Source organism: Microbacterium hydrocarbonoxydans (assembly GCF_023715885.1).
Taxonomy (GTDB): Bacteria; Actinomycetota; Actinomycetes; order Actinomycetales; family Microbacteriaceae; genus Microbacterium; species Microbacterium hydrocarbonoxydans_C.
Genome location: NZ_JAMBOY010000002.1, coordinates 735,856 through 753,662, shown reverse-complemented (window position 1 = coordinate 753,662; position 17,807 = coordinate 735,856). Strand labels below are relative to the sequence as shown.

General features: G+C 69.4%; 17 protein-coding genes. 13 read left to right on the top strand and 4 right to left on the bottom strand.

The window, feature by feature from the left end; all coding sequences use genetic code 11:
- Genes M3195_RS07835 through M3195_RS07820 form a run of 4 tightly spaced genes read left to right on the top strand, consistent with a single transcriptional unit; the run spans position 1 to position 4,046 of the window.
- Positions 1-864: a carbohydrate ABC transporter permease gene (locus M3195_RS07835; RefSeq protein ID WP_251586250.1), complete on the top strand. Its 864-nt coding sequence runs from the start codon at positions 1-3 to the stop codon at positions 862-864.
- A gap of 46 nt (positions 865-910) precedes the next feature.
- On the top strand, positions 911-1,774 hold the full coding sequence (locus M3195_RS07830) for a ketose-bisphosphate aldolase (RefSeq protein WP_251586248.1): 864 nt from the start codon (positions 911-913) through the stop codon (positions 1,772-1,774).
- Between the two features lie 26 nt (positions 1,775-1,800).
- Positions 1,801-3,066 (top strand): ADP-dependent glucokinase/phosphofructokinase, encoded by a 1,266-nt coding sequence (locus M3195_RS07825; protein WP_251586246.1) that lies wholly within the window; start codon positions 1,801-1,803, stop codon positions 3,064-3,066.
- A complete protein-coding gene (locus tag M3195_RS07820; protein WP_251586244.1) occupies positions 3,063-4,046 on the top strand; it encodes a class I mannose-6-phosphate isomerase in 984 nt (327 codons plus the stop codon). The genes M3195_RS07825 and M3195_RS07820 overlap by 4 nt, the downstream gene beginning before the upstream one ends.
- Before the next feature lie 9 nt (positions 4,047-4,055).
- Here M3195_RS07820 and M3195_RS07815 read toward each other — a convergent pair whose 3' ends face one another.
- Both M3195_RS07815 and M3195_RS07810 read right to left on the bottom strand, forming a co-directional pair.
- Entirely contained in the window at positions 4,056-4,451 is a 396-nt protein-coding gene (locus tag M3195_RS07815) for a type II toxin-antitoxin system VapC family toxin (RefSeq protein ID WP_251586242.1), read from the bottom strand.
- Positions 4,448-4,720 carry a type II toxin-antitoxin system Phd/YefM family antitoxin gene (locus tag M3195_RS07810; RefSeq protein WP_251586240.1) on the bottom strand — a complete coding sequence of 91 codons (273 nt, stop codon included), beginning with the start codon at positions 4,718-4,720 and terminating at the stop codon, positions 4,448-4,450. The genes M3195_RS07815 and M3195_RS07810 overlap by 4 nt, the downstream gene beginning before the upstream one ends.
- 90 nt (positions 4,721-4,810) lie before the next feature.
- Here M3195_RS07810 and M3195_RS07805 point away from each other — a divergent pair, with 90 nt between their 5' ends.
- From M3195_RS07805 to M3195_RS07785, 5 genes are all read left to right on the top strand, one after another.
- Positions 4,811-5,281 carry a DUF3817 domain-containing protein gene (locus tag M3195_RS07805; protein WP_096714278.1) on the top strand — a complete coding sequence of 157 codons (471 nt, stop codon included), beginning with the start codon at positions 4,811-4,813 and terminating at the stop codon, positions 5,279-5,281.
- Positions 5,278-6,864, top strand: a complete 1,587-nt coding sequence (gene guaA / locus M3195_RS07800) for a glutamine-hydrolyzing GMP synthase (RefSeq protein WP_251586238.1) — start codon at positions 5,278-5,280, stop codon at positions 6,862-6,864. Before M3195_RS07805 ends, guaA begins: the two co-directional genes overlap by 4 nt.
- Before the next feature lie 155 nt (positions 6,865-7,019).
- Positions 7,020-7,958 (top strand): L-lactate dehydrogenase, encoded by a 939-nt coding sequence (locus M3195_RS07795; RefSeq protein WP_251586236.1) that lies wholly within the window; start codon positions 7,020-7,022, stop codon positions 7,956-7,958.
- A gap of 114 nt (positions 7,959-8,072) precedes the next feature.
- Entirely contained in the window at positions 8,073-8,498 is a 426-nt protein-coding gene (locus M3195_RS07790) for a YciI family protein (protein WP_251586234.1), read from the top strand.
- Between the two features lies 1 nt (position 8,499).
- Entirely contained in the window at positions 8,500-9,792 is a 1,293-nt protein-coding gene (locus M3195_RS07785) for an RNA polymerase sigma factor (RefSeq protein ID WP_251586233.1), read from the top strand.
- A 61-nt stretch (positions 9,793-9,853) separates the two neighbouring features.
- Here M3195_RS07785 and M3195_RS07780 read toward each other — a convergent pair whose 3' ends face one another.
- Positions 9,854-10,126, bottom strand: a complete 273-nt coding sequence (locus tag M3195_RS07780; protein ID WP_251586231.1) for a GlsB/YeaQ/YmgE family stress response membrane protein — start codon at positions 10,124-10,126, stop codon at positions 9,854-9,856.
- A 157-nt stretch (positions 10,127-10,283) separates the two neighbouring features.
- Positions 10,284-11,213 carry a Bax inhibitor-1/YccA family protein gene (locus M3195_RS07775; RefSeq protein ID WP_251586229.1) on the bottom strand — a complete coding sequence of 310 codons (930 nt, stop codon included), beginning with the start codon at positions 11,211-11,213 and terminating at the stop codon, positions 10,284-10,286.
- Positions 11,214-11,300: 87 nt separating this feature from the next.
- On the opposite strand from M3195_RS07775, the gene M3195_RS07770 reads away from it, so the two are divergent.
- From M3195_RS07770 to M3195_RS07755, 4 genes are all read left to right on the top strand, one after another.
- Positions 11,301-12,287 (top strand): glycerophosphodiester phosphodiesterase family protein, encoded by a 987-nt coding sequence (locus M3195_RS07770; RefSeq protein WP_251586227.1) that lies wholly within the window; start codon positions 11,301-11,303, stop codon positions 12,285-12,287.
- A gap of 184 nt (positions 12,288-12,471) precedes the next feature.
- Positions 12,472-13,485 carry an ABC transporter ATP-binding protein gene (locus M3195_RS07765; RefSeq protein WP_251586225.1) on the top strand — a complete coding sequence of 338 codons (1,014 nt, stop codon included), beginning with the start codon at positions 12,472-12,474 and terminating at the stop codon, positions 13,483-13,485.
- The gene (locus M3195_RS07760) at positions 13,482-14,507 is read left to right on the top strand and encodes an ABC transporter permease (protein WP_251586223.1); all 1,026 of its coding nucleotides are present in this window, start codon (positions 13,482-13,484) and stop codon (positions 14,505-14,507) included. Before M3195_RS07765 ends, M3195_RS07760 begins: the two co-directional genes overlap by 4 nt.
- Positions 14,508-14,644: 137 nt before the next feature.
- Entirely contained in the window at positions 14,645-17,728 is a 3,084-nt protein-coding gene (locus tag M3195_RS07755) for a lamin tail domain-containing protein (protein WP_251586221.1), read from the top strand.
- Positions 17,729-17,807: the final 79 nt, after the last annotated feature.

Below are 17,807 nucleotides of genomic sequence, written 5' to 3'. Positions count from 1 at the left end.
ATGGCTCTCACCGCCGAGACCCGGCGCCGGCCCGCACGGACCCACCGCCTCGCGAAGGCCGGTCTGATCGTCGCGCTGATCCTGGGCGCCGTCTTCGCCGCCGGTCCCGTGCTCTGGATGCTGTCGAGCTCGTTCAAGTCCAACACGCAGATCTTCGAGCTCCCGCCCCGTCTCATCACCGACACGTTCTCGTTCGACGCGTACGTCGCGATCTTCACGAACCCCGAGACGATGCGGTTCTTCCTGAACAGCTATGTCGTCGCCGGCTCCGTGACGATCCTCACCCTGCTCGTCGCGATCCAGGCGGCCTACGCCTTCAGTCGCTTCGAGTTCCGTGGCAAGCGCATCCTCAACGTGGTCATCGTGAGCGTGCAGGCCGTGCCTCCGATCACGCTGCTCATCCCGTACTTCGGGCTAATGGTGGCACTCGGCCTGTACAACTCCTACGCGGGCCTGATCCTCACCTACATGGTGTTCACGCTGCCCTACGCGATCATCATGATGACCGGGTACTTCAACACCCTCCCGAAGGAACTCGATGAGGCGGTCCGCGTCGACGGCGCCGGTTCCATGACGGCGCTGTGGCGCATCCTCGTTCCGATCTCGGTTCCGGGCATCGTCTCGGTCGGTATCTACACGTTCATGATCGCCTGGAACGAGTACCTCTTCGCGCTCACGCTGACGCGTTCGATCGACATGCGCACGGTGCCGATCGGCATCCAGCTCCTCATGGGACAGCACTCGTACGACTGGAACCAGATCATGGCGATGAGCGTGCTCGGGTCGATCCCGGTGCTGATCCTCTTCCTCTTCTTCCAGCGCTACTTCATCAGCGGGCTCACAGCCGGGTCCGTCAAGAGCTGAGCCCTGCTGGACCTTCCACGACCATCACGAAACAGGAGAAACACAAGTGCTCTACACCGGCAAATCCATCCTCGACGTCGCCAACGCGCACGACTTCGCCATCCCTGCCTTCAACATCAGCGACTGGGCGATGTTCAACGGCGTCATGGACATCAGCGAGGAGAAGGCCGCCCCGGTCATCATCGCGATCCACCCCGACGAGGTCTCGCACATCACGACCGACCTGATCCCCGCCATGCACTCCCGCGCGCACCGGTCGAGCGTGCCGGTGGCGATCCACTGGGACCACGGCGGCAGCTACGAGCAGATCATCCGCGCCATCCACGCCGGGTTCACGTCGGTGATGATCGACGCCTCGCTCGAACCGTTCGACCAGAACGTCGCGATCACGCGCAAGGTCGTCGAGGCCGCGCATGCCGCAGGCATTCAGGTCGAGGGCGAGCTCGGGACGATCGGCGCGAACGACAGCTACGGCGAGTCGGGCGCGGTGGAGATCATCTACACGAACCCGGATGACGCGGTGCGCTTCGTCGAGGAGACCGGCGTCGACAGCCTCGCGATCGCGATCGGCACCTCGCACGGCCTGTACCCGAGCGACAAGAACCCCGAGCTGCGCCACGACCTGCTCGAGCAGATCAAGGCGGCCGTGAAGATCCCGCTCGTGCTGCACGGCGGATCGTCGAACCCGGATGCCGAGCTGCGCCGCGCGGTCGAGCTCGGCGTCAACAAGATCAACATCTCCAGCGACATCAAGGTCTCGTACCACGACCGCATGCGCGAGGTGCTCGGCACCGACCGCCGTCTGCGCGAGCCGAACGCGATCCAGCCGGAGGCGCTCAAGGCCATGAAGGCGACGGCGGCCGAGAAGATCGAGCTGTTCGGCGCCGACGGCAAGGCGTCGCTGTACTGAGCGGCGGACGGGGGATGATCGGCGTCGTGGATGAAACGGCTTCGCGCGCTCGCGACGGATCCGCCGGGGTTCCGGCCGGCACGCTCGTGCTGGGACTCGGCGGCACCGTCGACTACGAGCTGACGTGGGATGCCGCGGTGATCGAACGCCTCGCACAGGAGCACGGCGTGCGGCGCAGCGAGCTCACCACCACGGCGCCGATCGTCGACGAGCGCTCGCTGCTCCTCACGGTCCTGGCGTTCGTCGATTCAGGCGCAGGGGCGGAGCGGTTCGTCGCGTCGTCGGACATCGTCGAGCGATTCGCCGCCCACTTTTCCTTCGCCGCGACCCTGGGTGGTACGGGAGTGCGGGCCGGCCTCGTGCTGGACGCACTCGGCATACCCAGCATCCAGCATCTGGTGAGCATCGACGACACGGTGCGCCGGCTTCTCCCGCCCGCGATCACGTACGTGTCGTCCGCGGCGGAGGACACCCTGGATCCGCATCTGATCGTGCAGTACCCGGCGGGAACCCGCGTGCAGCTCGACGACGGCGTCATCGTCGCTCCGGCGTCGAACCGTCTCATCTTCGCCAACGACCCGCCGAATCGCAGCATGGTGATCGCGCCCGCGCTGGCCGACGAGCTCGCGCGGGCGCGCATCTTCCTCGTGTCGGGCTTCAACACGATGCAGGACCACGACCTGCTCGAACAGCGGCTCGACGACGTGACGACGGCGATGGCATCGCTGCCGCCGGAGGCACTCGTGTACTACGAGGATGCGGGCTTCTACACGCGCGAGTTCGCCGCCACGGTGCGGTCACGACTGCTGTCGCTCATCGACGTGTACGGCATGAACGAGGACGAGCTGCAGGAGTATCTCGGACGCGACGTCGACCTGCTCGACGCCGCTGACGTCGCTCGGGCGCTTGCGGAGGTGCGTCAGATCGTCCCCGCGGCGACCCTGGTCGTGCACACCCGGTACTGGGCTATCGCGGTGGGGGAGGCGGCGCACCGTCACCGGTCGGCTCTCGCGAGCGCGGTCGTCGTGGCGGCCACGCGCTACCGGGTCGGCGACGCGTTGACGGCCGCCGACGTGGATCAGACTCAGGGGATGCCGCAGCACAGCGGCGGCGCAGACGTCGTCGGCGTGGTCGAGCAGCGAATCGAGGATGCCGTCGGCGTCCCGGCGTTCGACCTCGATGTCGCGACCCCCACCACGATCGGACTCGGCGACACCTTCGTCGGCGGCTTCCTGGCGGGGGTCGTCACCGATCAGAGACAGCAGCACGAGCAGCAGCAGGAGAGACCATGACGTTGCGACCGGTGATCCTCCCCTCGAACCGCCCCGCCGAGCGCTTCTATCTCGGGGGAGCGCGCATCAGCGCGTTCCGGGGCGAGAGCGGCAGCGCCCCGCGAGAGCCCGAGGACTGGATCGGATCGACCACCACCGTCAACGGCGAGCGGGAGGTCGGGCTCACTCGTCTGCCGGACGGACGACTGCTGCGGGATGCCGTCGAGGCCGACCCGATCGGCTGGCTCGGCGCGGAGCACGCCCGTCAGTGGGGCGCCGACACCCGCCTGCTCGTGAAGCTGCTCGACGCGGGGCAGCGGCTGCCTGTGCACGCGCATCCGCACGACGACTTCGCCGCGTCGCACCTGGGCCGCGCGCACGGAAAGGCCGAGGCCTGGTACATCCTGCAGGGCGGCACGGTGTACGTCGGACTGCAGCGCGACGTCGAGGCCACTCACCTGGCCGACCTCGTGGCGAGGCAGGACGTGGACGCCCTGCTCGCACTCCTGCACGCGGTGGACGTGGTGCCGGGCGACGTCGTCTGGGTGCCGCCGGGCGAGCTGCACGCCATCGGGCAGGGGGTGCTGCTGCTCGAGCTCCAGCAGCCGGAGGATCTGTCGATCCTGCTCGAATGGGAGGGGTTCGCGATCGACGGCCCCGCCCTCGGGCACCTCGGGCTGGGTTTCGAGGTCGCGCTCGCCGCGGTGAACCGCCGGGCGCGATCCCCGCACGAGGTGCGCACGCTCGTGGGCGCCGCCCCGGCATCCGGGTCCGTGTTCCCCTCCGACGCCGATCGCTACTTCCGACTCGAGCGGATGCCGGTCGACGGCGAGGCGGTGATCGACGCGGGATTCTCCATCGTGGTGGTGGCGGGCGGAGCGCTCACCGTCGGCTCCGATCCACTCGCCGCGGGGAGCACCCTGGTGGTGCCGCACGCCGCGGGAGCGCTGGCAGTCGCCGGCGTGGGGGAGGTGTTGGTCGCGCGGCCGCCCACGCCATAGCGGCGGCGATCACATCCACTCGGCGCACGACACCTCGGGGTACGCGAGGATCCGTTCGTCGGCGGTGACCAGGATCAGCCCGTCGAGCTGCGCCTGCGCCACCAGCATCCGGTCGAACGGGTCGCGATGCTCCCATGCGAGCTCGCCGGCGGCGCGCATGTGCGCAGCGCTCAGGGGGAGCTCGGTCGCGAAGAGCAGCTGCATCAGAGGCTGCCATCGCGTCAGCACGCGGCCCCCGTGCGGCAGGAGCCCGAGCCGGGTCTTCTGCGCGATCTCGTAGGGGCTGGCCGCTGACACGTACACCGACTCGGCCTCGGTGAGCTGGGCGCGGAGGGTGCTCGGGACGCGCTCCGGGTCGGTCGCCAGCCACAACACGACGTGCGTGTCGAGCAGATAGGCGCTCACGATCGAGCCGCAGCCAGAGGGTCGTCGGCGTCGCCCTCCCAGTCGGCGAGTTCTGCCGCGGTCGCATCGGCGAGCAGGGCATCCGCGGGGATCGGCGGAATCTCGGGAAGCAGCGCGGCGTCGAGGGATCGCCGGGGCGGCGATGCTGCGGTCATCCGCGCGATCGGCGTGCCTGCGCGCGCGATCACGACGTCCTCGCCCGACTGGACCCGTCGGAGCAGCTCGGACAGCCGGGTCTTGGCGTCCTGTACGTTCACGGTCATCGTCATGGTGCCAGAATACCCCTGGTCTGGTCAGCTTGACCAGACCAGCATCCGCCCCTCCGTCGGGCACCGATCGACGCCGACTAGACTGGACCCATGCCCGAACCGAAAGTCGCCAGCTTTCCGGCGATCCGTGGTGCGCTGAAGTTCTACCAGATCGCGTCGATCATCACGGGAGTCATGCTGCTCCTCCTGGTCGCCGAGATGGTGCTGAAGTACACCCCGATCCACCTCGAGCTCTTCGCGGGCGGTTCCGGCGGGCCGCTGTGGTTCGCCCAGGTCGTCGAGGGTCCCGAGGGCCTCGAGTCGACCGGTGACGGATTCAACCTCTCGCTCGGCATCCTCGTCGCGCACGGCTGGTTCTATGTCGTCTACCTCTTCGCGTGCTTCCGCATGTGGAGCCTGATGCGTTGGCCGTTCCTGCGGTTCATCCTCCTCGCGCTCGGCGGCGTCATCCCGCTGCTCTCGTTCTTCATGGAGGCCGTCGTCGCCCGCGACGTCAAGGCCTACCTCGCCACTCGGGAGGCCGCCGAGGCCTCCGCTCCCGCCACGGAAGGTGCCCGGTGACCGAACAGACCGAGACCCAGCAGCGCCCCGCGCTCGTCGTCGACTTCGGCGCGCAGTATGCGCAGCTGATCGCCCGCCGCGTCCGCGAGGCCGGCGTCTACAGCGAGATCGTGCCGCACACGGCGACCGCCGCGGAGATCGCCGAGAAGAACCCCGTCGCGATCATCCTGTCGGGCGGCCCGTCGTCGGTGTACGAGGAGGGTGCTCCGCGCCTCGACCCCGCGGTGTTCGAGCTCGGCGTCCCGACGCTCGGCATCTGCTATGGCTTCCAGTACATGGCCCAGACGCTCGGGGGCGAAGTCGCGCACACCGGCCTGCGCGAGTACGGCGCCACGGATGCCGTCATCTCCGGTGACGGCGGCACGCTGCTCGGCGGTCAGCCGAACGAGCAGAACGTGTGGATGAGCCACGGCGACCAGGTCGCCACGGCGCCCGAGGGCTTCGAGGTGCTCGCCACCACCGAGGCCACGAAGGTCGCGGCGTTCGCCGACGAGCAGCGCCGCTTCTACGGCGTGCAGTGGCACCCCGAGGTCAAGCACTCCGACCACGGTCAGCGCGTGCTGGAGAACTTCCTGCATAAGGGAGCGGGGCTGGCCTCCGACTGGAACCCCGACAACGTGATCGCCGAGCAGGTCGAGCGCATCCGCGAGCAGGTCGGCGACGCGCGCGTCATCTCCGCGCTGTCTGGCGGCGTCGACTCGGCCGTCTCCACGGCCCTCGTGCACAAGGCGATCGGCGACCAGCTCACCGCGGTGTTCGTCGACCACGGTCTGCTGCGCAAGGGCGAGCGCGAGCAGGTCGAGAAGGACTACGTCGAGTCCACCGGAGTGCGGCTCATCACGGTCGACGCGGCCGACACGTTCCTCGGCCACCTCGAGGGGGTCACCGACCCTGAGGAGAAGCGCAAGATCATCGGCCGCGAGTTCATCCGCGCGTTCGAGAAGGTGCAGCTCGACCTCGTCGCCGAGGCGAAGGCCTCCGGCGGCGCGCCGGTCAAGTTCCTCGTGCAGGGCACGCTCTACCCCGACGTGGTCGAGTCGGGCGGCGGCGCCGGCACCGCGAACATCAAGTCCCACCACAACGTCGGCGGTCTGCCCGACGACCTCGACTTCGAGCTCATCGAGCCGCTGCGCGCCCTGTTCAAAGACGAGGTGCGCGCGATCGGCCGCGAGCTCGGCATCCCGGAAGCGATCGTCGGTCGGCAGCCGTTCCCCGGGCCCGGTCTCGGCATCCGCATCATCGGCGAGGTCACGAAGGACCGCCTCGAGATCCTGCGCGAAGCGGACGCGATCGCCCGTGAGGAGCTCACCAAGGCAGGGCTCGACCAGGAGATCTGGCAGTGCCCCGTCGTCCTCCTCGCCGACGTCCGCTCGGTGGGCGTGCAGGGCGACGGCCGCACCTACGGGCACCCGATCGTGCTGCGTCCCGTTTCCAGCGAGGACGCCATGACCGCCGACTGGACGCGTCTGCCCTACGACGTGCTGTCGAAGATCTCGAACCGGATCACGAACAGCGTCCGCGACGTCAACCGCGTCGTGCTCGACGTGACGTCGAAGCCGCCGGGGACCATCGAGTGGGAGTGACGAAGGAGCTCCCGCTCGTCTGATGAGCGCTGGTGGCACTCGACCGCGCCAGCGGGCGAGTGGGAGTGAGCAGGACGCTCCTCCGCCGTTGACGACGAACGGGCACGGGCCGATTGGTCCGTGCCCGTTCTCGTGTCATCGGGCAGGATGGCCGTATGACGACAGCGCGGACGAAGCTCACGGTGATCGGTGCGGGAAGCGTGGGGGTGAGCGTCGCATACGCGGCGCTGATCCGGGGGAGCGCGGCGGAGGTCGCGCTGTACGACATCGCCACGGCGAAGGTGGATGCCGAGGTGCTCGACCTCGCGCACGGCACGCAGTTCACTTCGGCGGCCGTGAGCGGAGGCTCGGATCTCTCGGTGGTGGACGGCAGTGACGTGGTGGTGGTGACCGCCGGTGCCAAGCAGCAACCGGGACAGACCCGCATGGAGCTCGCGAGCACGAACGCCCGGCTTCTGCAGCGCCTCCTGCCTCAGCTGGTCGAACGGGCTCCGGATGCCGTCTTCCTCATCGTCACGAACCCTGCTGACGTCATGACCGTCGTCGCTCAGCGCGTTACGGGGCTGCCGCCGCACCGCGTGTTCGGGTCGGGCACCGTTCTCGACACCTCGCGGCTGCGGTGGCGCCTCGCGCATCGTGCGCAGGTGAGCACCGCGAGCGTGCACGCCGACATCGTCGGCGAGCACGGCGACACGGAGTTCCCGCTGTGGTCGAACGCGACGATCGGCTCGGTGCCGATCCTCGACTGGCCCGGCGAGGAGCCGTTCACCGCCGAGGAGCTCGACCGCATCGCCGTCGAGGTGCGCGACGCGGCCTACACCGTCATCCAGGGCAAGGGTGCGACGAACCTTGCGATCGGCGTGAGCTGCGCCCGCATCGCCGAGGCGGTTCTGCGCGACGAGCGCGCCGTGCTGCCGGTCGCGACGGTGCTGGGCGGTGAGTACGGCATCGCCGGCGTCGCGCTGTCGGTGCCGTCGGTGGTGGGGGCGGCCGGGGCGATGCCGCTCGGCGAGACGCCTATGGACGAGCACGAACTCGGACTGCTGAGGGCGTCGGCCGACGCCATCCGCACCGCCGTCGACGCGCTCGGCTGAGCCCTCGAGAAGAATCTCGAAAAAAGTTCACGGGCGATGTCGATCCGCGTCGTTCCCGTTCGACGTCTTCAATGAGAGGGTCGAATCGCGGCCCCACCCACAGAGGAGAACATCATGAAGTACATGCTCATCATGCGCGCGACCGACGAGGCCGTCGAGGCGTACAAGGAGATGCCGTTCGAGCAGGTCATCGAGGCCATGGGGAAGTACAACGAGTCGATGATGAAGGCGGGCGTGCTCGTGGCCGGCGAGGGCCTGACGGACGCGGCCGAGGGCTTCGTGGTCGACTTCAGCGCGGAGGCTCCGCTCATCACCGACGGCCCCTACGGAGAGACGAAGGAGCTGTTCAACGGCTTCTGGATCCTCGAGGTGTCCAGCCGCGAGGAGGCGGCGGAGTGGGCGAGTCGCGCCCCGCTCGGCAAGGGATCGTTCCTCGAGGTGCGTCGTGTGACGGACATGTCCGACTTCCCGGCCGACAACGAGTGGATCGAGAAGGAAGCGGGCTGGCGCGACGAGCAGGCCCAGCGCGCCCAGCAGTGACATGATCGACCCCTCCGACAGCGAGACGGCGCGCCCCGCCCCCGACAGGGGAGCAGCGGAGCGCGCCGTCGCCGCCGTGTGGCGCATCGAGTCCGCGAAGATCGTCGCGACGCTCACCCGTCTGGTCGGAGACTTCGGTCTCGCCGAGGATCTCGCGCAGGAAGCGCTGCTCGACGCACTGCGGCAGTGGCCGGTCGACGGCGTGCCGCGCAACGGAGCGGCCTGGCTCACGGCGGTGGCCAAGCGGAAGGCCGTCGACGGATGGCGGCGCAGAGAACGCCTCGATGACCGCATCGCCGCCCTCGCGCACGACCTCGAGCGCGAGCAGGACGAGGCGGCCGACGCAGTGCCCTGGGATCCCGACGCGATCGACGACGACGTGGTGCGTCTGATCTTCATCTCGTGCCACCCGGTGCTGTCGCGGGAGGCCCAGGTCGCCCTCACTCTCCGCGTCGTCGGCGGTCTGTCGAGCGAGGAGATCGCGCGCGCGTTCCTCGTGCCGACGGCCACCGTGCAGCAGCGTATCGTGCGCGCGAAGAAGACCCTTATGGCCGCGAGCGTGCCGTTCGAACTCCCGCCGCGCGAGGAGCGCGCCGACCGACTCGGGGCGATCCTCGGCGTTCTCTATCTCATCTTCAACGAGGGGCACTCGGCGTCCAGCGGCGCCGACTGGATGCGCCCCGAGCTCAGCATCGAGGCGATCCGTCTCACCCGGGTGCTCGCCGCCCTCATGCCCGGGGAGCGGGACGTGCACAGCCTGCTCGCCCTGATGGAACTCACGGCGGCGCGCCTTCCTGCCCGGGTCGACAGGAACGGCGACCCGGTGCTGCTCGCCGACCAGGACCGCGGTCGCTGGGACCGCGGCTGCATCGCGCGGGGCAGAGCCGCGCTGGCGACGGCTGACTCTCGGGGAACCGGACGCGGCGCGTACGGGCTGCAGGCCGCGATCGCGGAGTGCCACGCGGTCGCGCCGTCGGTCGAGGAGACCGATTGGGAGCGCATCGTGCTGCTCTACGAGGCGCTCGGGCGCATCGCGCCGTCGCCCGTCGTCGAGCTCAACCGGGCGGCGGCCGTCGCGATGGCCACGGGTCCAACATCCGCCCTGCGCATCATCGACGAGCTCGCGGCGTCCGGAGCCCTGCGCGGATACCACCTGCTGCCGGCCACACGTGCCGAGCTGCTGCTGCGGCTCGGGCGGGTCGATGAGGCGCGCAGCGAGTTCGCGACCGCTGCCTCTCTCGCCGGCAACGACCGGGAACGAGCGCTGCTCGAGGCGAAGGCGTCAGGAGGCTGAACACGGAGAAGCCCCCTCGGCGATGTGCCGAGGGGGCTCTCTGCTGTGATGCCTGTCGGTATCAGGCGCGCGACTTGCTGCCGCGTCCGGCGATGAGGCCGTAGATCAGCAGAACGATGATCGAACCGCCGATGGCGAGGAGCCACGTGCCCAGGTCCCAGAACTCGGTCAGCGGGCGGTTCAGGATCAGGCTGCCGAGCCAGCCGCCGAGCAGGGCGCCGACGACGCCGAGCAGAAGGGTCACGAACCAGCCGCCGCCCTGCTTGCCCGGAAGGATCAGCTTGGCGATGGCTCCGGCGATGAGGCCGAGAAGAAGAAAGCCGAGAAAACTCATGGTCAGCTCCTATAAATCGGGAGCCCCGGGGTGCCGGGGCTTCGTGCTAACCAGCGTGCCTTCGCTGGGAAATCCCTGCAACCCCTTGCGCTTTGGCTCCCGAGTATGGCAAAAGGCCCGCTCCCTCGGGGAGCGGGCCTTTCGTGGAGCGTTGCGGTCAGTTGTTGCCGCGGACGATCGCGATGATGCGCAGGATCTCGACGTAGAGCCAGACGACCGTGACCATGATGCCGAAGGCGCCGAGCCAGCCGTAGGTGCGGGGAGCGCCGTTGCGCACGCCCTGCTGGATCTGGTCGAAGTCGAGCACCAGCGAGTACGCCGCCATGATCACGACGAGGACGCCGATGATGACACCGAGCGGGATGCCGAGGATCTCGACCTTGCTCAGCAGGCCGAACGCCGCGCCTTCACCCAGCACACCGGTCCAGGTCAGGATGACGTTGATGAGCGAGAAGACGAGGTAGCCGACCAGCGCGACCATGAAGATCTTCGTGGCCTTCTTCGTCGCTCGGATCTTGCCGCTCGCGAAGAGCGCGAGGGTCACGCCGACGACCGAGACCGTGGCGAGCGTCGCCTGAAACACGATGCCCGGGTACAGGACCTCGAAGAACGCCGAGATGCCTCCGATGAAGAGACCCTCAAAGGCCGCGTACGCGAAGATCAGCGCAGGACGGACCTTCTTGCGCGAGGTGAACGAGATCACCATCGCGAGCACGAAGCCGCCGAGGGCGCCGACGATCCACGGCAGCATGTTCGGCTGGAACTGGTCGTACGGGTTCTGCACCGGAGCGCTGACGCCGCCGAGAGTCACGAACCAGCCGACGGCTGCGGTGACGAGGAGGATGGCGAAGAGGCCGGCGGTCTTCCACACCGTGTCCTCGACCGACATGCGGTCGGTCTCGATGGCGCCGGCCGGCGGAGCGGCGTACATGCCCTCCAGCTGCGCGTTCGCGGCGGCATCCATCGTCCCGTGCTGGAACGAGGCGGCCTGCGCACCCTGAGCGCCCTGCGGAGCCCCGGGGTAGGTCGCGACGTTCCGCGGATCCTGCTGCTGGAACGCCGGGTTGTTGAAAGCGAAATTGCTCATCGTGGGCCTCACTCCAAAGGGGTTGTAGGTCGCTTTCCTCCACGATACCCGCCCTGGCGTGTCGCGCGCGTGTTCTACGCTGAGAGCGTGCCCAGGAATTCTCCCCTCGTCATCGGGCATCGCGGTGCCCCCGGTTACCGACCGGAGCACACGCGGTCGTCGTACGAGCTCGCGCTCGCGATGGGAGTGGATGCCGTCGAACCCGACGTCGTGGCCACGAAGGACGGCGTGCTCGTCGTCCGTCACGAGAACGAGATATCCGGGACGACGGACGTGGCGCAGCATCCGGAGTTCGCGGATCGCAGGACGACCAAGCGGATCGACGGCGAGGCGCTGACCGGCTGGTTCACCGAGGACTTCACCTGGGATGAGCTGTCGACGCTGCGCAGTCGCGAGCGGCTCTCCGAGGTGCGCCCGTCGAGCGCGAGCTTCGACGGCGCCCAGCCGATCCTGCGGCTCGTCGACGTGCTCGACATCGTGCGCGAGGGGTCGAGCGAGCACGGACGCGAGATCGGGGTGGTGCTCGAGGTGAAGCACGCCACCTACTTCACCGGCATCGGGATGCCGCTCGCACCTCTCATCGCCGCGGAGCTGCGGGCCGCCGGCTGGGGCGAGGGGCGGCTTCCGCTCATCGTCGAGTCGTTCGAGTCGACCGTGCTGGGCGAACTGCGCGACCTCGGCATCCCCGCGTCGTACGTCTACCTGATCGAGGCGGACGGGCGCCCGTACGATCTCGTCGTGGCGCAGGGGATGCAGGCGCCGACCTACAAGGCGACTGTCGCTCCGCGAGGACTCGATGCGCTGGTCGGCTTCGTCGACGGCATCAGCGTCGACAAGAGGATGCTGCTCGAGAAGGGCACCACGATCGTGGGCGATGCTCATGCGCGGGGGCTGATCGTGTTCACGTGGACGTGCCGACCGGAGAATCGCTTCCTGGCGAAGGAGTTCCGGGGTCGCGGCGGCAAGGAGTCGTTCGGCGACTACGAAGCCGAGTGGGACGTGATCGCGCGCAGCGGTGTCGACGGCGTCTTCGTCGACCATCCCGACCTCGGGGTGGCGTTCTTCCGCGATTGACGGGGGCGGAGCCCGTCGATTCCACGGCCAGCGGCACGTTCTGCGGCCGCCGACACGTTCTGCGGCCGGCGCCACGTCGGATGGCCGCCAAAGGTCGCCGAGGCCGCGGAAGTGCACCGGCGATCCGAACACGCGGGGGACAGCCGTCCCCGTCGATGCGCGCATCCGATGGCACACTGGCCCGATGACCGGAATCGTCGTCGACAACGTCAGCCGATCCTTCGGGTCCGTCCACGCCGTCCGCGGCGCGAGCCTCGAAGCCGCACCCGGGCGGGTCACGGGCCTGGTCGGACCGAACGGTGCAGGCAAGACGACGCTGCTGCTCATGCTCGCATCGCTGCTCGCCCCCGACACCGGCACGATCCGGATCGCGGGCGTCGATCCCTCGGCCGATCCGCTGGCCGCCCGTCGCCTGCTCGGATGGATGCCGGATTCACTGGGCGCCTGGCCCTCGCTCACGGCCCGCGAGACGATCACGACGACCGGTCGCCTGTACGGGATGTCGACCGCCGACGCGGCCGCGAGGGCGCAGGAGCTGCTCGGAGTGGTCGGGCTCGCAGAACTCGCCGACTCGCCGGCGAAGGTGCTGTCGCGCGGGCAGAAGCAGAAGCTCGGTCTCGCCCGCGCTCTGGTGCATGACCCGCAGGTGCTGCTGCTCGACGAGCCGGCCTCGGGGCTCGACCCCGAAGCGCGCATCCAGTTAAGACTGCTGCTGCGACGGCTCGCGGCCGACGGCCGGACCGTGCTGATCTCCAGCCACATCCTCTCGGAACTGGAAGAGGTGGTAGACGACGCGGTGTTCCTCGTCGCGGGCACGGTCGTCGATGCCGCCCCGGCTGAGGCCATAGCACGCGCGTGGCGGATTCGCCTGGTCGGATCCGGGGCGGACAGACAATCGGCGGATGCCTGGCAGGTCGCCTCGACGCTCGGCATCCCCGTCGAGTCCGTCGGAGTCGACCGAGGAGCCGTGCTCACCGCGTTCCCCGATGAGGATCAGGCGGCGTCGGCGCTGCACGCGCTCGTCGCCGCAGGATTGCGGGTCGCGGAGTACGCTCCGGCGCAGAGCGTGCTCGAGCACACTTTCCTGCAGCTGCATCAGGGCTCGGCGCGCCCGACCGCCCCGCCCGCGCCCCCGTCGGACGATGCGCCCGGAACGGCCATAGGTCGCGGCACCGAGGACCGGGAGGTCGGAGCATGAGCCTCACGAACATCGGGATCATCGCCCGGCTCGAGCTGACCCAACGGCTGCGCAGCGTCGGCTGGTACGTGCTGCTGGGCGTCTTCGCCGTCATCATGATCGGCGTCACCGTCCTCGCCTTCGCCGTGTACTCGTGGGGCGACTTCGTCGGGGCAGGCGTGTACTCGATCGTCGTGAACATGGTGCTGCTCCTGGTCGTGCTCGTCTCGCCCACGCTGAGCGGCAACGCCATCAACGGAGACCGCGACGCGGCGACACTCGCCGCCGTGCAGGTCACCGCGGCATCCACCGGCGACATCATGCTCGGCAAGCTGCTCGCCGCCGTCGCGACGGGCGGTGCCTTCCTCGTCGTGGCCGTGCCGTTCCTCGGCGTCGGACTGCTCGGCGGCGGCGCGAGCCCGCTCACGCTGCTCGTGTCCCTGCTCGTCCTCATCGCCGAGATCATCATCGTCGCGACGATCGGCGTCGCCCTCAGCGGCCTCATCGCCCGCCCGCTCTTCTCGGTCGCGACCACCTATCTCGTCGTGGCGGGACTGGTGCTCGGAACGGTGATCGCGTTCGGCCTCGGCGGGATGGCGGTGCGGACCCAGATGGAGGAGGAGCTGTACGCCTACGACGAGTCGGGACAGCCGCAGTGTGAGACGGTCACGGGGACGACCACGTACGAGGTGCCCCGGTTCGACCTCGTGTGGGGTGCGCTCGCGGCCAACCCGTTCGTCGTGCTGGCCGACGCGACACCGACCGACTACACGGTCCAGGGGTACCCGATCGACATGTTCGGGCAGATCAAGTACGCCGTGCGGAGCGCGCAGCAGTCCCCGCAGCAGCGGTGGAATCCGTGCGACTCCGAGTCCGGGTTCACGCAGTATCCGACCCCGAAGCAGATCATCGACTCGACGGTGCCCAGCTGGTTCGTGGGGCTCGGGGTGCAGGTCGTGCTGGCCGGGGGGCTGTTCGCCGGAGCGTGGGCGCGCACGCGTACGCCCGCGAAGACGCTGCCGCCGGGTACGCGCATCGCCTGACGCGGCGCGGGGCGCGGCCCTCCCCGCTGACGCAATGGCAACCCCGCGTTCACCCTCCGTGCACCTGCCCGTTGCCGTCGCGCCACGCGATCTCGGTGGTCTGGGGTGACACCCGTCTGCATCCCTTCAGGAGACCCATGTCCCGCCTGCGCTCCGCGGCGGCGATCACCACGGTCGGCGCGCTCAGCGCCGCCGCGCTGCTCGCCGTCCCCCTGTCCGCCACCGGCGCCGAAGCCGGCATCCGCATCAACGAGGTCGAGTCCGACGGAGGAGTTCCCGGCGACTGGATCGAGTTCCTGAACACGTCGGCCGCCGAGGTCGATCTCGGCGGCTTCGTCGTCAAGGACAACAGCGATGGGAACTCGTACACGTTCCCCGCGGGCACGGTCGTCGCATCCGGTGCGTACCTCGTGATCGACCAACTGGACTCCGGCTCGGCCACCGGGCAGTTCGACTTCGGGCTCGGCAAGGACGACCAGGTGCGCCTGTTCGATCCGCTCGGCGCGATCGTCGACGACACCTCGTGGACCGGGCACGCCGCAGCGACGTGGGGCGCGCGCGATGTCGACGGCGCCGTCGAGTGGGCGGTCACGGCCGAGCCCACCAAAGGGGTCGCGAACGTCTTCCCGTCGAACGAGCCCGTCAGCGGATCCATCGTCATCAACGAGGTCGACTCCCAGCCGGCCGACTGGGTGGAGTTCTACAACCCGGGCGACGAGGCCCTCGACATCTCGGGGTACGAGATCCGCGACAACTCCGACGATCACCGGTGGCAGTTCCTCCCCGGGACGACGATCGAGGCGGGCGAGTTCCTCGTCGTGGACGAGGCGTCCGTCGGCATGGTCGGCGGCGTCGAGGCGCCGTTCCGCGAGCCGATCGGCATCGGCAGCGCCGACCGCATCCGACTGTTCGACACCACCGGCGCCATGATCGACGACACGCTGCCCTGGACGGGTCACGCCGCGATCGACGGCGACTTCGCGGCGGCCACCTTCGCGCGCTGCCCCGACGGCAAGGGAGTCTTCGCCCTCGCCTACGCGACCCAGGGCGCTCCGAACTCCTGCGTGGTCCCGGACGTCGTCATCAACGAGATCGAGTCGAACGGTGACACGACCGACTGGGTGGAGGTGCTCAACGCGGGCAGCACGCCCGTCGACCTGTCGGGCTGGACCGTCATGGACAACGATCCCGTCGGTCACGCGGGCGAGGCCACGCCGCTGCCTGCGGGCACTGTCCTCGCGCCGGGCGCGTACTTCGTGTTCGACCAGCCGACGAACTTCGTCTTCGGTCTGGGCAACGGCGACACCGTGACCCTCCGCGACGCGAACGGCAACACGGTCGACGAGCACGCCTACGCGGCGCATGCAACCGGGGTGCTGGCGCGCTGTGCCGACGGCATCGGCGACTTCGTCGACATCGCCGTCTCCACGAAGGGGCTGCGCAACGCCTGCGGCAACCCCGTGCGCATCAACGAGGTCGAGTCGGATGGCGGTTCGCCCGACGACTGGGTGGAGCTCGTGAACCCGACGGGTGCCGCGCTCGATGTGTCGGGCATCGTGGTGAAGGACGACGACGACGCGCACGTCTACACGATCCCGGCCGGCACGACGATCTCGGCGGGCGGCTACCTCGTGATCGAGCGCGCCCAGCTCGGGTTCGGACTCGGTGACGGAGACGCCGTGCGCGTCTTCGACGGCGATCTGCTGGTGGACTCCACCACGTGGGGCGTCGGCCACGCGGCCACCACCTGGGGTCGGTGCCCCGACGCGACCGGACCCTTCGCGGTCACCGCGAAGAGCACCAAGGGCGAGGCGAACGTGTGCGCGGGTGAAATCGCGGTCTCGCCGTGGCCGGGCTCGACCGAGGTGCGCGTGCTCGACACCGCACCCACGTTCCTCGAGGACAGCTCCGGCCTCGATGTCCAGGAGACGGCCGACGGCGCGATCCTCTGGGCCGTCGACAACGGCGAGGGCCGCATCTGGAAGCTCGATGCGCACGCGGACGGGTCGTTCTCGACGATCTCCGGCTGGGAGGCGGGCAAGCGCGTCCGATTCCAGAAGGATGCCGCGAACCCCTCGGCCGCCGGCCCTGACACCGAGGGGATCACGGTCGACGGCGACGGCTTCGTGTACGTCGCCTCGGAGCGCGACAACAGCGCGAAGGGCGTGAACCTCAACACGATCCTCATGGTCGATCCCGACGCTGGCCCGGGCGACCTCGTCGCGGAGCGGGAGTGGGACCTCACGTCGCTGCTGCCCGCGGTCGGTGCGAATCTCGGCATGGAGGCCGTGCAGTGGGTGCCGGACTCGGCGCTCACCGGGAAGCTGTTCGATCAGAACACGGGTGCGGCCTACGACCCGGCCGACTACTCGGGCCACGGTGACGGGCTGTTCTTCGTCGCGGTCGAGGACAACGGCCACGTGTACGCGTTCGCGCTGAACGGCGACGGATCGGCCACCCTCGTCTCCGAGATCGCGCCGGGACTCGCCGGCGTCATGGCACTCGACTACGACAGCGTGCTCGGCGTGCTGTGGGCGGTGTGCGACGACGGATGCGGCGGGCGCTCGGCCCAGATCACGCTGAACGGCACGGACTCGCCCGGGATCGCCCACTTCGCGCGCCCCGCAGGCATGCCCGACATCAACAACGAGGGCTTCGCGACCGCGCCGGCCTCGCTCGCGGAGAACGGACAGCGTCCGGTGTGGTGGTTCGCGGACGGCTTCGCCTCCGAGGCTCTGCGCACCGGCACACTGCCGGCCCCGGCGAACCCCGGCGGCGAGAACCCCGGTGGCGAGAACCCCGGTGGTCAGACCCCGCCCCTGCCGGGCACTGCGCTGACCGATGACAACCGCAACGGCGTGACGGTGAACCCGAGCACGGCCGCGCGCGGCGCGACCGTCACCGTGACCCTCGGCGGCGATCACGCGGGGGAGCGGATCGCGGTGTGGATGTACTCCGACCCGGTGCTCCTCGCGAGCGGCACGGCGTCGGCGGCGGGGGCCTTCTCGGTCACGATTCCCGCGGATGCTGCACTGGGCGCGCACCGGATCGCGGTGTACTCCGACTCCGGCGCACTGATCGGCTGGGCCGACATCCGCATCACGGCCACCGGCGCACTCGCGGTGACGGGCGCGGAGGTGCCGACGCTCGGCATCCTGTTCGCGATCGCGCTCCTCGGAGCGGGCGCGGTGGCCGTGCGGCGCCGTCGTCGAACGATCTGAGACGAACGATCTGAGACGAACGAGGCGGGCGGGGTGCGACCGGCCCCGCCCGCCTCGTACGCGCCGGAGGGCCCCGGCT